The sequence below is a fragment of the Pseudotabrizicola alkalilacus genome, assembly GCF_003443995.1.
Lineage (GTDB): Bacteria > Pseudomonadota > Alphaproteobacteria > Rhodobacterales > Rhodobacteraceae > Pseudotabrizicola > Pseudotabrizicola alkalilacus.
Window position 1 is genome coordinate 165,012 of sequence record NZ_QWEY01000011.1, and the last position, 13,479, is coordinate 178,490.

At 59.9% G+C, this 13,479-nt stretch carries 11 protein-coding genes; 3 read left to right on the forward strand and 8 right to left on the reverse strand.

Going from position 1 to position 13,479, the window contains the following annotated elements; all coding sequences use genetic code 11:
• Complete coding sequence (ligD, locus tag D1012_RS17945) at window positions 1-2,505, forward strand: DNA ligase D (protein ID WP_118155503.1); 2,505 nt, start codon at window positions 1-3, stop codon at window positions 2,503-2,505.
• Window positions 2,506-2,512: 7 nt separating this feature from the next.
• On the opposite strand, the gene ku is transcribed toward ligD, so the two are convergent.
• A complete protein-coding gene (gene ku / locus D1012_RS17950) occupies window positions 2,513-3,316 on the reverse strand; it encodes a non-homologous end joining protein Ku (protein WP_118155532.1) in 804 nt (267 codons plus the stop codon).
• A 296-nt stretch (window positions 3,317-3,612) separates the two neighbouring features.
• Window positions 3,613-4,620: a sensor histidine kinase gene (locus tag D1012_RS17955; RefSeq protein ID WP_158569389.1), complete on the reverse strand. Its 1,008-nt coding sequence runs from the start codon at window positions 4,618-4,620 to the stop codon at window positions 3,613-3,615.
• A gap of 264 nt (window positions 4,621-4,884) precedes the next feature.
• Here D1012_RS17955 and D1012_RS17960 point away from each other — a divergent pair, with 264 nt between their 5' ends.
• On the forward strand, window positions 4,885-5,886 hold the full coding sequence (locus tag D1012_RS17960; RefSeq protein WP_118155505.1) for a DNA topoisomerase IB: 1,002 nt from the start codon (window positions 4,885-4,887) through the stop codon (window positions 5,884-5,886).
• Between the two features lie 62 nt (window positions 5,887-5,948).
• Here D1012_RS17960 and D1012_RS17965 read toward each other — a convergent pair whose 3' ends face one another.
• Window positions 5,949-6,806, reverse strand: coding sequence for a hypothetical protein (locus D1012_RS17965; RefSeq protein ID WP_147335737.1), 858 nt, complete (start codon window positions 6,804-6,806; stop codon window positions 5,949-5,951).
• Window positions 6,807-6,901: 95 nt separating this feature from the next.
• Window positions 6,902-7,639, reverse strand: a complete 738-nt coding sequence (locus tag D1012_RS17970; RefSeq protein WP_147335738.1) for a sulfotransferase family protein — start codon at window positions 7,637-7,639, stop codon at window positions 6,902-6,904.
• A gap of 228 nt (window positions 7,640-7,867) precedes the next feature.
• Here D1012_RS17970 and D1012_RS17975 point away from each other — a divergent pair, with 228 nt between their 5' ends.
• Window positions 7,868-9,046, forward strand: a complete 1,179-nt coding sequence (locus tag D1012_RS17975; RefSeq protein WP_118155508.1) for a response regulator — start codon at window positions 7,868-7,870, stop codon at window positions 9,044-9,046.
• A gap of 58 nt (window positions 9,047-9,104) precedes the next feature.
• Here the strand turns inward: D1012_RS17975 and D1012_RS17980 are convergent, their stop codons facing one another.
• The 4 genes from D1012_RS17980 to D1012_RS17995 are packed head-to-tail and all read right to left on the reverse strand — an operon-like array spanning window position 9,105 to window position 13,017.
• A complete protein-coding gene (locus D1012_RS17980; protein WP_158569390.1) occupies window positions 9,105-9,983 on the reverse strand; it encodes a sulfotransferase in 879 nt (292 codons plus the stop codon).
• A 4-nt stretch (window positions 9,984-9,987) separates the two neighbouring features.
• Window positions 9,988-10,311, reverse strand: coding sequence for a hypothetical protein (locus tag D1012_RS17985; protein WP_118155510.1), 324 nt, complete (start codon window positions 10,309-10,311; stop codon window positions 9,988-9,990).
• Complete coding sequence (locus tag D1012_RS17990) at window positions 10,298-12,136, reverse strand: carbamoyltransferase family protein (protein WP_118155511.1); 1,839 nt, start codon at window positions 12,134-12,136, stop codon at window positions 10,298-10,300. Before D1012_RS17990 ends, D1012_RS17985 begins: the two co-directional genes overlap by 14 nt.
• Window positions 12,133-13,017, reverse strand: a complete 885-nt coding sequence (locus tag D1012_RS17995) for an SGNH/GDSL hydrolase family protein (protein ID WP_118155512.1) — start codon at window positions 13,015-13,017, stop codon at window positions 12,133-12,135. The genes D1012_RS17990 and D1012_RS17995 overlap by 4 nt, the downstream gene beginning before the upstream one ends.
• Between the last annotated feature and the right edge of the window lie 462 nt (window positions 13,018-13,479).

Consider the following 13,479-nt stretch of genomic DNA (forward strand, 5'->3'; position numbering starts at 1 on the left):
ATGGCGTTGGAGCAGTATCGGCAGAAGCGCAACTTTGCCGCGACATCCGAGCCAAAGGGTCGCAAGAAAGGCAAACGTGGCCACAGATTTGTCATCCAGAAACATGATGCCCGCCGTCTGCATTACGATCTGCGGCTGGAGATGGACGGTGCGCTGCGCAGCTGGGCGGTGACGCGCGGTCCCAGTCTTGTAGCGGGTAACAAGCGGCTGGCGGTGCATGTCGAGGATCATCCTCTGGACTATGGCGACTTTGAAGGAACCATTCCAAAAGGCGAATATGGCGGGGGCACAGTGCTGCTGTGGGATCGGGGCACATGGTCGCCGATCGGGGACGCCGAAAAGGGGTATGCCAAGGGCCATCTGGAATTCGAGCTGGCGGGCGAGAAACTGCATGGGCGCTGGCACCTGATCCGCATGCAGGGAAAGCCGCGTGACAAGCGTGAGAACTGGCTGTTGATCAAGGCATCTGATGATGCCGCCCGGCCCGACGATGCGCCGGACATTCTGAAGGAACTGCCTCTGTCGGTGAAAACCGGGCGGGACATTCCCGAAATCGCAGGCGAGGCACAGGGTTCGCCATCGGCATCGGCACCGAAAAAACGCGCGAAATCCGTGGCGGCGGAAGAAACCGAAATGTCCCCGCCTGACCCGGCAAAGGTCAAAGGCACAAAGCGGGAAAGCCTGCCGGATTTCATCCCGCCGATGTTGGCGACCCTTGCGAAGGCCGCGCCAACCGGCGACCGCTGGCTGCATGAGATCAAGTTTGATGGCTACCGGCTTCAGGCGCGGATCGAGTCGGGGCGGGTCAAACTGCTGACCCGCAGCGGATTGGACTGGACCGACCGCTTTGGCAAGGATGTGCCTGCTGCCCTGCGGGATTTGCCGGTCAGGACGGCGCTGATCGACGGTGAAGTGGTGGTGGAAAGCGGCAACGGCGCATCGGATTTTTCAGCTTTGCAGGCTGATCTGAGCGAGGACCGCGCCGACCGGTTTGTGTTTTACGGCTTCGATCTTCTGCATCTGGATGGCTATGACCTGCGGCCGCTGCCGCTGATCGAACGCAAAGTGATGCTGGAACATATTCTGACCGATGCTGCCGGTCCCTTGCGCTACAGCGCGCATTTCGAGGAAACCGGGGCCACCGTTTTGCGCCATGCCTGTCGGCTGAGCCTTGAGGGAATCATCTCGAAAACGCGGAACAGTCCCTATCGCGAAGGCCGTGGCAAGGCGTGGATCAAGTCCAAATGCTCGGCCCGGCAGGAATTTGTGATCGGCGGCTATATGCCCTCTACCGCCGCACGCAATGCCATCGGCTCATTGGTGCTGGGGGTCTATGAGGGTGATACACTGATCCATGTCGGGCGGGTCGGCACCGGATTTTCGGCGCGCGTGGCGCAGGATTTGCTCCGGCGGCTGGACCGGATTGACAGCACACACAGCCCCTTTGTCAAACCGCTGACAGCCGAACAGGCGCGGGAGGTGTGCTATGTGAGGCCGGAGCTGGTGGCCGAGGTCGAGTTTCGCGCCTGGACGGCGGATGGCCACCTGCGCCATGCCGCCTTTCGCGGCTTGCGTGAAGACAAACCGGCAACCGAAATCCGCCGCGAGTCTGCGCCTGAAACGGTGAAGCCTGCAAAGGCGGTGCCGCGCTCCAAGGTGAAGCTGACCCATCCGGACCGGATCTATTGGCCCGATGCAGGGGTCACCAAAGAGGGGCTTGCGGATTACTACACACAGGTCTGGCGGCGGATCGCCCCTTTTGTGGTCAATCGCCCGCTGGCCTTGTTGCGCTGCCCTACGGGGATCACCGGGCAGACGTTCTTTCAGAAACATGCGTGGAAGGGGCTGAATAACAATATCCGGCTGGTGGACGACCCGAAGGAACCGGGTGATCCTCTGATCAGTATCGACAGCCTGGATGGTCTGATCGGGCTGGTGCAGTCGGCGGCGCTGGAAATTCACCCTTGGGGGAGTTCGCTGGAAGATTGGGAGCGTCCGGACATGATCACCATCGACCTTGACCCCGGCGTGGGCGTGGATTGGCCCCGGATTATCGAGGCGGCCAAAGAGGTGCGCCAGCGCCTGACGGATGCAGGGCTGGCCGCTTTCGTCAAGACATCGGGGGGAAAGGGGTTGCATGTCGTGGCCCCGCTGAAACCGCATGCAACATGGCCCGAGGTGAAGGCTTTCACCAAAGGCATGGCTGCGGCGATGGCCTCTGATACGCCTGCCAAGTATGTTGCGACGATGGCCAAAGCAAAGCGCAAGGGAAAGATCCTGATCGACTATCTGCGCAATCAGCGCGGGGCGACGGCGGTAGCGGCATATTCCTCACGGGCGCGCGCCGGGGCGGCGGTATCGACGCCGCTGTCGTGGGATGAACTGGGACCAGAAATTGGGCCGGCGCATTTCACCGTTTCCAATTTGCCTGCCCGGCTGGATGGACTTGCAGCCGATCCATGGGAGGATTTCCGCGCTGCCGCAGTCCCCTTGAAGCTGAAGTAGCGCTGATCTATTTGCCCTTTTTCTCGGCAGCGAGACTGCGTTTCAGCGCATCCATGATACTGACAACATTGTCCTTGGGGGCGGCATCGGCACTTGCCTTTGCTTTTGGTGCGCGCTTGCGGCCCTTTTTCTTTGCGGCAATCAGATCCAGCAACCGATCCTGCACCGGGTCTGTGGCCATGTCGGGTGACCACGGTTTTTTACGCTCGTCAATCAGCGCTTTGACCAGCTTCATCAACTGTGCGTTGGGCTTTTCCGTTCCGGCTTTGTCAAAATACTCCGCCTCATCGCGCACCTCATCGCCATAGCGCAGGGTCCATAGCACGATGCCATTGCCCCGCGGTTCCAACATGACCGCGCGCTCGCGGCGGTAGAGCACCAGCCGGGCAATGCCGACGGTTCCGGTTTCGGCCATGGCGGCACGGATTACGGCAAAAGCCTCTTCACCCACGCGGTCGGCGGGGTTGAGATAATGAGGAGTGTCGTACCAGATCCAGCCGATGCTGTCGGCGGGGACAAACATGTCAATATCAATGGTCCGGGTGCTTTCCAGCGCAACCGCATCGATTTCATCGTCTTCCAGCAGGACATAATCATCCTCGCCGCGCGCGTAGCCCTTTACCTCGTCCTCGTCGGACACGGGTTTGCCGGTAACACTGTCGATATAGCGGCTGATGACCCGGTTGCCGGTGTGGGCGTTCATGGTGTGGAAGCGGACCTTTTCGGCCTCGCTTGTGGCAGGGGTCATGGTGACAGGGCAATTGACCAGCGACAGCTTCAGGTAGCCTTTCCAGAATGGGCGGGGGGCCATCTGCGCCTCACCAACTGGTGTGCGTGATGATCCGGAGCGCATGATTGCGATCATCGGATTTTGGAGGTCTGGCCATGTCTCATCCTCTGGTATGCTGCCACAAACCCCAAAGCGGGCCATTTGTTCCAGACGCATCTGCCGGTCTGGCCAACGCGGTAATCCTGTGGGGCGCAACCAGACCTGATCAGCGCGGCGTTTGCAGGCGCTGACCGCGATGGGTCCAGCAAGCGGCTTGAGGCTTTTCAAGGGCGCCTTGGGAAGGATGACTTTGTGTGCCTGTCGCCGCAGCTCTCTGATCAATCCAGTCGCGCCTGCAGGGTGAACTGTACCCCCTCCGGCGCGAAGTCCAGTTTGGCCTCGCCGCGGAATTCATGGCTCAGGGATGTCTCGATCAGCTCACGCCCGAAGCCGCTGGTTTCGGGCGGGGTGACGGGCGGACCGCCTTCCTCGCTCCAGACCAGTTGAAACTGGCCTTTGGACTGGCGCCACTCAATCCAGACCCGTCCCGTGGCATTCGACCATGCCCCGTATTTCTGTGCGTTGGTGGCGAGTTCCCCCAAAGCCAGGCTCAGCGCAAAGACCTGCTCTGCCTCCAGTGTTACGGTCGGGCCCTGCATGACAAGCCGCTCGTCCTGCAGGTTCCCGGCCAGAGCATCGGCAATCAGAGTGCGGATCTCCAACGTGCCGCCAGTGTCTTCCAGCAGCGCGCGTTGGGCCTGATCCAGCTGTTGCAAACGGTTGATTGCAGCATCCAGCGCCTCTTTTGGCGAAGCCGCGCGTCGGAATGTCAGCCGCACGATGGCAATGGCCTTGGCATAGGCATTCTTGATACGGTGCCGCAATTCTCCGTTCAGCAGGTGAATGCGACGTTCGGCCAGCATCTCGCCGGTGGTTTCAATCACGGTATCCATGAAACCACAGATCCGGCCCGTCTCATCCGCGACCGGGCTGTAGCAGAACGTGAACCAGCCTTCGCGCAGGCCGTCACCCCGGTCAACCATCAGCGCAAAGTTCTTGATAAAGATCGATTGCCCCTCCAGCGCGCTTTGAGCAAAGGGGCCAATCTCGTCCCAGGCTTCGGCCCAGATACGACTGAACGGCTGACCCAGACAGAACGCTTTTTGTCCAAGGATCGGGATAAAGGCATCATTGTAAATGGTGATCATCTCAGGCCCCCAGCACAGGCACTTGGGAAACCTGGACCGGAGAATCAGATCGACCGTGATTTTCAGCGCAACGGGCCATTGGTCCTGCGCGCCAAGCGGTGTCCGGCTCCAGTCAAAGGTCCGGACTTGATCAGCCATTGACCAGTCATGTTCCGTATCCATGTCTCTGGCTTGACCTTTCCGACGCCTGATGAGGCAAAAGAACCAAATTTCAGCTGAAAAGATGCCAATGAAACCGTGGGTTGTGCAAGTGCAATTTGAGTGCCGGGCAGCCGATTGGCTGCATCGCAGCACTTGGCTTGGGTGTTTTGCACAGCAAGGGAGCATCGGCAGCACTCTGGCCGGAACCTGTCGGCTTGCCTGTGTGTTCTCTCCGGCGCACCGCATCGTCTTGGAGCCATCATGGCAAACAGCCTTGTCTACGTCTCGGACCAGGATCCCGGCATTCGCCGCAAAAGGGCAGGCCGGGGTTTCAGCTATGTCGGCCCCGATGGTCGCTGCCTGACCGGAGCCGCGCGGCGGCGGGTTGAAAAGCTGGGGGTGCCGCCAGCCTATAGCGATGTCTGGATCTGCCTGACTGAAGATGGCCATCTGCAGGCGACGGGGCGCGACGCACGGGGGCGCAAGCAGTACCGCTATCACCCGGACTGGCAGTCGGCGCAGGCAAGCACCAAATATGCCGGACTGATCACCTTTGCCATGGCTTTGCCAGCCTTGCGTGCGCGTCTGACCCGCGACCTGCGCCACGCCCCCGGCGGGCGTGATTTCACGGTGGCGGCGCTGGTTCTGCTGCTGGATCGCAGCTTTCTGCGGATCGGCAATCCTGAGTATGCAGTGCAGAACGCGTCGTTCGGCGCAACCACGCTGTTGCGGCGGCATGTGCGGATCGGCAAAGACAGGGTGCATCTGGACTTTACGGCGAAGGGCGGCAAAAGACTGCGGCAGGTGTTGCGCGACCAAAAGTTGCACAGGGTCTTGCAGACGGTGGGGGATCTGCCGGGACGCCAGCTTTTCACCTATGTCGATGCCGATGGTGCGCCGCGCCCGGTCACCTCGGGCGAAGTGAATGACTGGCTTGCCACAGTGATGGGCGAGGGAGTCACAGCCAAGGCCTTTCGGACATGGGGCGGCACGCTGGCCGCCTATACCTATGCCGAAACCCTGCCACCAGAGACCCGCCTGACGGTAAAGGCCATGGCACAGGCGGCCTCGGACGTTCTGCACAATACCCCGGCGATCTGCCGCAGTTCCTATGTTCATCCGGCGGTGCTGGAGCTTGCGGCGCTGGAGCCGGCAGAGCGTCAACGGACGCTTGCCACAGTGCTGCCGACCGGGTTACGGGGATTGCGCGCAGATGAACAACGGCTGCTGTCGTTTCTGCAATCAACCGAAAAGAACCGGTGATCTTCTGGCCCTGAGCGCTGTTGCGTCCGGGGCCGCCCGGGCGACTGCTTCCGATGCTTTCGTCACGGTCGCGCCACGGCTTTGATCTGGTTCCACCAATACGCCAGACCCAACCGCGTCACGGTTTGCGCGCGCAACGCCGGCGTGTCCTGATATGGCGCAAGCGCCTCGCGCCACGCAAGCAGCTTCTCGGTCGTCAGGCTTTTGCTCTGCCAGTCGTCGACAAACGCCACAGGCAGCTGAGAATAGGCTTTGTAGATTCCTGTCTTGCGGACAATCGGGATCGCGCCAGACAGGATTGCCTGCCAGGCTTTGGGAGAGGGATCAAGCCCACCGCCTTCGGCGCACAGCACAAACGCATGCGAGCGCATAAGGGCGAGAAATTCGGGCTCGGGCAATTCGCTGTCAGGCACGGTGCAGAACGATGTCCAGTCGCTCTGCGCCCGTTCTGTCACCTCGCGGCGCAATTTCCATTGTGCTCCGTTTCGAACCCGATGACCGCACAGAACTTTCAGCGGGCGGCTGTGCAAGGGCGGGTGGCTGACGGGGGGAAGGGCTGACGGCACGCCATCGGGATATACCATGCCGGTGGGCAGTGGCGAAAACTGAGGATTGCTGTCGTCTTCAAGGTTTTCGGCAAACCAGCGTATCAGCAGCGGATGTCCGAGGATCGTCGCGATCATCTGCTGTTCCGCGGCACTGTAAGCGCGCCAGCGCCGGTCGCATTGCCGTGGCAGAGTGCAGTCTTCGGAGCCCGAGACAAGCACAAATGGCATACGCAGGCCGGGGAGTACTTCGGTCGCAAAATGGGCCAGGGCAGCAAAAGGATTGCGGAGCGACAGAAAGATGTGGCGTGGCGTGTCCGTTAGGCGTGTCCGCTGAAGATCCGTCAACGGGGGCTGGGCATCGCTGAGCAGCACCCAGTCACATTGCGCGGCAATGCCGGTGATGGCATAGGCATTCGCGCCCTGACGCTTTGGGAACAGGCGCAGGGATTGGAATGCTGCCAAGTCGGTCATCCGACAGAAAACGCGGGGTCCACCCCGAGGTCTGCCAGCAGATCCCGGCTGCGCTGCAAGAGTTGCTGGTAAATGTCCTGCGCCGCTGCGGGCAAAGGCGCATCCGGCTGGCTTGTATTGCGCCGCAGATGCGTTTCAAAAAACGAGAACGGCGTTTCAGGTGGTGTCAGTCCGAGCCGAACCGCCAGCCCCCGCAAGACGGCGTTGTAGCATTCTGCAGTCCAGTCAAAGCATAGCAGCGGCACAGGATGGCTTTCCATGACCCGCAAAAGGCGCTGGTTATAGGCCGTCCAGAGGTTGATACCCTTTTCGATCTCAAACCCGTTGCGGGTCTGCAGCGACTGAGCAACCGCAAGCGGATGCCTGAAGGTGCCGACAAGCTGCGGTGCAGGAAGTCCTTGCAGCCAGCCCTCCAGAACCAGAAGCGTCCGCGGGTCTTTGAAGCCCCACAGCGGGTATTCCGCGTACTCGGCAATCAGCCGGTCCCGCCATTCCAACTGCTCTGTCGACCAGTCGCAAACGCCTGCGGGCGGCGTGTCCCAGGTGGCCCCGTTGGCGATCAGAACCGCGTTATTGAGATCCATGATGCTCAGGCTCTCGCGGTTTCCCTTTGGATTGGTATGGCGCTTGCGGTCCACATTCCCAAGGGCGAGGCCCGCTTCTTCCAGGCTGCCCGTCAGACAGCTCGTACCGCTGCGGTGCATACCAAGGACCACAACTGTCGAGAATGTCATTTATACTATCATTATTGCCAGAATTGCCTTGCTACATCATGCCCGCCTTCTGTCGGGCAGGCAAGGGCGTGCGTTTGAACGCGAACAAGGCGCAGGGCCTGCTTGCTCCCCCATTTGGAAAAGCGTCGTGCCCGTTGCCATTATTTTGCCGCACTACTTAACTATAAATTGAAATGACATCCACTATACCTTCCCTGATTGAGCGCCACTGCGAGGATCGTTGAAGAGATGATTGCTTTTGTTGCCATCGGCATTCTGGCCGGAACCCTTAGCTTTGCAATCGCCCTCATTCTGGGCGCATCCTTCTGGTTTGCGCTTTTGCTCTACAGTCTGGTTGGGGCGGCCTCGGTGCTGGGTGCAGCTGTGATCTACGTGTTCAGGGGCAAACGCGGGTCGCGCGGCGCAGACACCTGGCAAGATGTGCCGCTCGCTGAGAATGACGGGCCGTCCGTTCCCGAGCCGGAGCTGCCTGCGGCCTATCTGGCACAACGGGGGATGCGGATTCTGGCTGTTGATGATGACCCGATCATCCTTGGGCTGATTCCCAGAATCGCGGCAGAGATCGGGTGCTCGGACACAACGATTTCAAGTTCTGGTGCGCAGGCGCTGTCGTTTCTGGAACAGTCTTCCAGACCTTTTGATTGCCTGTTGCTGGATATCAACATGCCGGGGATGGACGGGATCGAACTTTGTGGCCGTATACGCCGCATCCCTGCCTATCGGGATACCCCGATCATCATGCTGACGGCGATGCAGGATTTTGACTTCCTTGACCGTGCATTCCGGGCCGGTGCGTCGGATTACATCACCAAACCATTTGATGTCATCGCCTTCGGCACCTGTCTGCGGAATGTTCAGGACAGGATCCTGCTCGATCAGGTCGATACACCGGTGAAAGACGCGGGTATCGGGGATGCGGGCTGGACTGTGCCGGCGCCGGGTTCGCTGCCGGGCGTTGAATCGCTGATCGAGCATGAGGCGCTGCAGAACTATCTGGTCCGCCTGTCGGGCGTGGCTCTGTCACAGGCCTATGTCATGGCTGTTGAAGTTCAGCATCCTGCCGGATTGATGGATGCCCCGGTCGCACTCGCGCCCGTGGTGGTTGCGATCAACAACCTCTTTACCAAACAGCCCTGTGTCATGTCTTACATCGGGGATGGACGGTTTGTTCTGGTGTCCAGCGGGGTAAATCTGCCTGACTCTGCTGGCCTTGAACGCGCTATCGAAGATGAACTGCACGGGATGGGTGGCTTTGGCGATGCGGTGGCCGACAGCGGGGTTACGGTTTCCGTGGGTCTTGCGGTGCGGCCCGGACGCGACCGGACGCATCGCGCAAAGCTTGCCATCGAAAACGCGCTCTTTGTTTCAGGTCACCATCCGTCTGTCAGCAAAGTGGCGCGGGGCTAAGGGCGTCTGGGCCCAAAGCGCGCAGAAAGCAGATCATTGGTTGGGGTTACCCTTGCCGTCAAGGATCATGAAACGCCAACACATCTGTCTGAACCGCACGGGCCGCCGCAAGCGCTTCAGCGGGAAAAAGGGACAGGTCATGATCCTGACTGCGGCCGATGTTTGTCGGGCGCAGCAGATCCGCAGGCGGGGCGCACAGCGTTCTGAGGCCAACGAAATCGTGCAGGCGCTGCCAGTACCGCTCAGGCTTTCTGCAATACTCTTCGTATGAGATAATCAGGAAACGGTCGCCCATATGCGCGGCTCCGTAATCAAGGGCGGCACGGTTGGCCGCTGTCCAGTAGCGCAGCTGGTGGAGTGGCAGGGGTGTGTCTGTGTCTTGTGAAAGCCCGTAAAGGTGGGCCCAGTGCCGGGCCTGCCAGGTGTTGTTGCTGAATGCCATGTCAAGCCCGTCGCGGACAACATGGATATAGCGAATCCGAGGAAACCGGGCGGCAAGTTGCGGCAGAAAGATATGTGTGTTCGGCTCTTTCCAGCCCCATAAGGAACTTGCTGCAAAGTCTGCCGGCCCGCTGTTCAACAGGCTGTCGGCGTCTTCAACTCTTGCCCCACATTGCCACGCCCCAAGTGGTGGCAATTCGGCGCGCAGCTGCTGTAAGAGCGCGCGTTCGTCCGGCGTCAGGGTATCTCGCAAACCGATGGTCATGGCCCGCACGAACAGATCAGCCGCCTGAGTCACCTCTCTGGCGTCAGGGGCTGTACAGCTCCATGCGGCACGTTTGAAAAGCACCGTGAACCAAAGATTGTCGAGCGAAGTATTTATACGTGCACCAAGCGCAATTCCAGCGGCCTGCAATGTGGCGGCAAAGACCCGTGTGCCCGACCCTCCCAATCCACCGATGGCCACCAGAGGGGACGAAACTGAGGCACTGGTCACTTTTTCAGACCACGGGATAGACATATTGCGTCAGCCGGGGCGCTGACCCCGGTGCGGCTTTGATGTCCAGCGTGCCGTTCTGCAATGCAAGGTCAAGCGCAGTCAGCAAGCTGGCCATGCCAGGATCATCGTTGGTTTGTGCCCTAGCCGCCATTGTGGTCAGCAGATTTCCGTCCTTGCCATAAACATCGGCGAAGCTTTGCTGTGGCGAATCCAGCGCCGTCATCGGCGACAAAAGGCCCTGAGCGTCGGGTGCGGCCCCCGACCCTGCAGCTTCGAGCAGGGTCATGAAGCGTTGCAGAAATTCGGCATGTTCAATCGGCGGCAAAGCGGGTTCTCCCGATTTTCTGGCGTACCCAATCGGGTTGCGCGGATCTGCGGACCAGAAATCCACCGATCGCGAGCAGATCCAGATGCGTGTTGAGAAAACAGTCAATGGCATCTTTCGGCGTGCATATGATCGGCTCGCCGCGCACGTTGAACGAGGTGTTCAGCACCATCGGGCAGCCGGTGATGGTATGAAAAGCATGCAAGATCCGCCCGGCGCGCGATCCGGTTGCAGGATCAATTGTCTGCAGCCTTGCGCTGAAATCCACGTGAGTTACCGCCGCGAATTGGCTGGTGACGGCGTTTTGCAACTGCATAGGCGCGTGATGCCCCTGTGCACGGGCTTCGCTTACCCCGACGGGCCCGCGAAATGCAGATTTCAGATCGGCGACAAGCAACATGTAGGGGCTGTCCGTCGGTTCTTCGAAATAGGTCGCGGCCTGATCGGCCAGCACGATCGGCGCAAAGGGGCGCCAGTCTTCGCGGAACTTGATCGAACGGTTCACGCGGCTCAGGGTGTCCTTGCCACGCGGATCAGCCAGAATGGAGCGATTGCCCAAGGCGCGCGGCCCGAACTCCATCCGCCCGTGAAAATGGCCGACGATCTGACCGGCGGCCAGCCCCTCTGCCACCAAAGCGGCGTAATCTGCGGGGTCAGGGATGCTTTCATAAACCAGACCGGCGCTGTCCAGGACACTCTGAATCTCGGCATCAAGGTATTCTGGCCCCAGAAACCCACCGGCCATGCTGTCACCAGTGGGCTGCGCCCTTGGCCCGGCCGTGGCCCGCGCCGCCTCCAGTGCGGCCCCCAATGCGCCACCCGCGTCGCCCGCAGCGGGTTGGATCCACAGCGCATCCAGCCCGGCAAGATCGCGGTGCAGTCGGCGGTTGGCGACACAATTCAACGCAACGCCGCCTGCGAGACAAAGATTGCGGCTGTTGCTCCGCTCCAACGCAGTTTTGGCGAGTGCCAGCACCGCCTCTTCCAGCACAGCCTGCGCCGAAGCGGCCATGTTCATGTGAAACGGTGTAATCGCAGCGGTTTCGTGACGATGTGGTTGATTGAACAGCATTTCAAACAAGGGCGAGGTGGTGCTGAGATCCCGGTCGAAACTGAAATAATCCATGTTCAGGGTGAAAGATCCGTCTTCGCTTATCTCGATCAGCTCATCCCGGATCGTCTTGTGAAACTCTGGCATACCGAACGGGGCCAGCCCCATGAGCTTGTATTCCCCCGAGTTCACCTTGAAACCGCAGTATTGTGTGAAGGCGCTGTAAAACAGACCCAGAGAATGCGGAAACCGGATCTCTCCAGTCGGGAAAAGACCGGTCGGCCCGCCTGACCACAGGGTTGTGGTGGAGTATTCGCCAACGCCGTCCAGCACCAGCACGGCCGCATTCTCAAACGGTGAGGGATAGAATGCCGAAGCGGCGTGAGAGCGGTGGTGCGGCACAAAAACGATGCGCCCGGCGTCGCCTGCCACCTTTTCCAACTGGCGCGGCAACTCCCGTGACAGGCATTTCAGGGTCTCGACGATCTGAGGCCAGAGCCGCGCGCCAGACGGCAGCGTTTCCCGTGCCGTTTCAAGAATGCGTCGCACCTTGAGGCCGGGGTCTTCGTAATAGGCCACTTTGTCCAGACTGACCCCATCTGGCAATTGCGAGAGACAATAGCGGATCGCCTGATCGGGAAAGCCCCAGTCAGCTTTTTTCCGGGTAAATCGTTCCTCCTGCGCAGCGGCAAGAATGTGGTCACCCTGTACCAAAGCCGCGGCTGAATCGTGGAAATGTGCGGAAATCCCAAGGATGTATTCTGTTTGGGTCATAGGCCGCGCCCGTTTGTAACCGTGTCGCAGAGCTGGGTGACAACCGGTGCCAGCCGCTGGGCATACAGTTGATTGGCCAGCATGTTGGGGTGAATGTCACGCGGCAGAAATCTATGCGCAGGGTCATGCGGAGTTGAAATATCGCGCGTTTCCGGAAACCTGTTGCAGATCGCCGTGTTGAAATCGGCATCAAGGGCATCCAGCAGCACAAAGGCCAAGGGCAGACCGGCAGCTTTCGCCGTGTTCTGTACAAGCTCCAGCACAACGAGTGTTGCCGTGGTGATCATGTATTCATCAGGTAAAAACGTGTCAAAATTGACGTTGCCAAGAGCGGGCTGCCAGATCGGCGGATAGATGATCTGAACCTGACCTCTTGCATCCAGCTTTGCGACCGGCACATGTTCCACCCCAAGAGTGTACCAGTCGCGGCTGAGATATTGCCGCATCCGCTGTGGATGGGCGATGTTGCGAAAGCGGTGGTCGCAGATGATGGCAAAAACGGCGGCATCAATTTCACCCGCCGCGATGTCGCGGCGCAATTGCAGCAGGTTCTGCACCGTGCCATGCCCGCCAATGCCACGATTCAGAATGCGCACTCCGGGCAGATCACGCTGTAGCAGGGCCGTATAGGTTTCGTCATCGGCAAGGCCGGTTCCATAGGTATACGAACAGCCATAAAACGCGAGGCGATGCCGCGACGGCTGATCAGAGCCCGGCACATGCCGCCAGCCTTCGGGATTGATTGTCTGAAGTATCCCGTTCCGGAATCCGACCCGCACGCCATGGTTGGGCGTCAGACGCCAGCCCAGCACAGCATCGGGGCGAAACAGCAGGCGTGGTTTGCTGACGATTTTTCGTGGCATATGGCTGGCGAGGGTCATCGCATTCACCTTTTGCGCCCGGAGCCTGGGCAAATAGCCGGTTACTCACTCAACTAAAGATTTCAACAGGAAGATGAAAGACCGGGGTGCTTTGCAGACTCAAATAATCTTGGCCCGGTATCAGTCGTTCGGATATTCGTGAAGCCATAAAGATGCCGATGTGCAAGAGTTTGCTGGTTTCCCCGGTGCTGGCGACAGTTCTGGCCCATCCAGATCCGTCTCTGTGGCGGTCAGAGCGTCCGGCGCATCAACGCCTGAAAAGCAACCATCAGCACCCAAACAAGGCATGTAACGCCGACCGACCAATTGTTGGGTTACTGCGGCGCGCGGCGCTTCTATAAGCGGAGCAATCATTCAAAGCGAGGTGTCCGGCGATGGAGTGCGTGACTGTAGAGATACACGGCGATCTGGCACGGGTCATCATTGACAACCCCCCTGTGAATGCTCTTGGGCAAGCCGTTC

Coding starts and splice junctions, on each gene's coding strand:
- ligD (WP_118155503.1), top strand. CDS start 1: ATGGCGTTGGAGCAGTATCGGCAGAAGCGCAACTTTGCCGCGACATCC.
- ku (WP_118155532.1), bottom strand. CDS start 3,316: ATGGCCCCCCGCCCATTCTGGAAAGGCTACCTGAAGCTGTCGCTGGTC.
- D1012_RS17955 (WP_158569389.1), bottom strand. CDS start 4,620: ATGGCTGATCAAGTCCGGACCTTTGACTGGAGCCGGACACCGCTTGGC.
- D1012_RS17960 (WP_118155505.1), top strand. CDS start 4,885: ATGGCAAACAGCCTTGTCTACGTCTCGGACCAGGATCCCGGCATTCGC.
- D1012_RS17970 (WP_147335738.1), bottom strand. CDS start 7,639: ATGACATTCTCGACAGTTGTGGTCCTTGGTATGCACCGCAGCGGTACG.
- D1012_RS17975 (WP_118155508.1), top strand. CDS start 7,868: ATGATTGCTTTTGTTGCCATCGGCATTCTGGCCGGAACCCTTAGCTTT.
- D1012_RS17990 (WP_118155511.1), bottom strand. CDS start 12,136: ATGACCCAAACAGAATACATCCTTGGGATTTCCGCACATTTCCACGAT.
- D1012_RS17995 (WP_118155512.1), bottom strand. CDS start 13,017: ATGACCCTCGCCAGCCATATGCCACGAAAAATCGTCAGCAAACCACGC.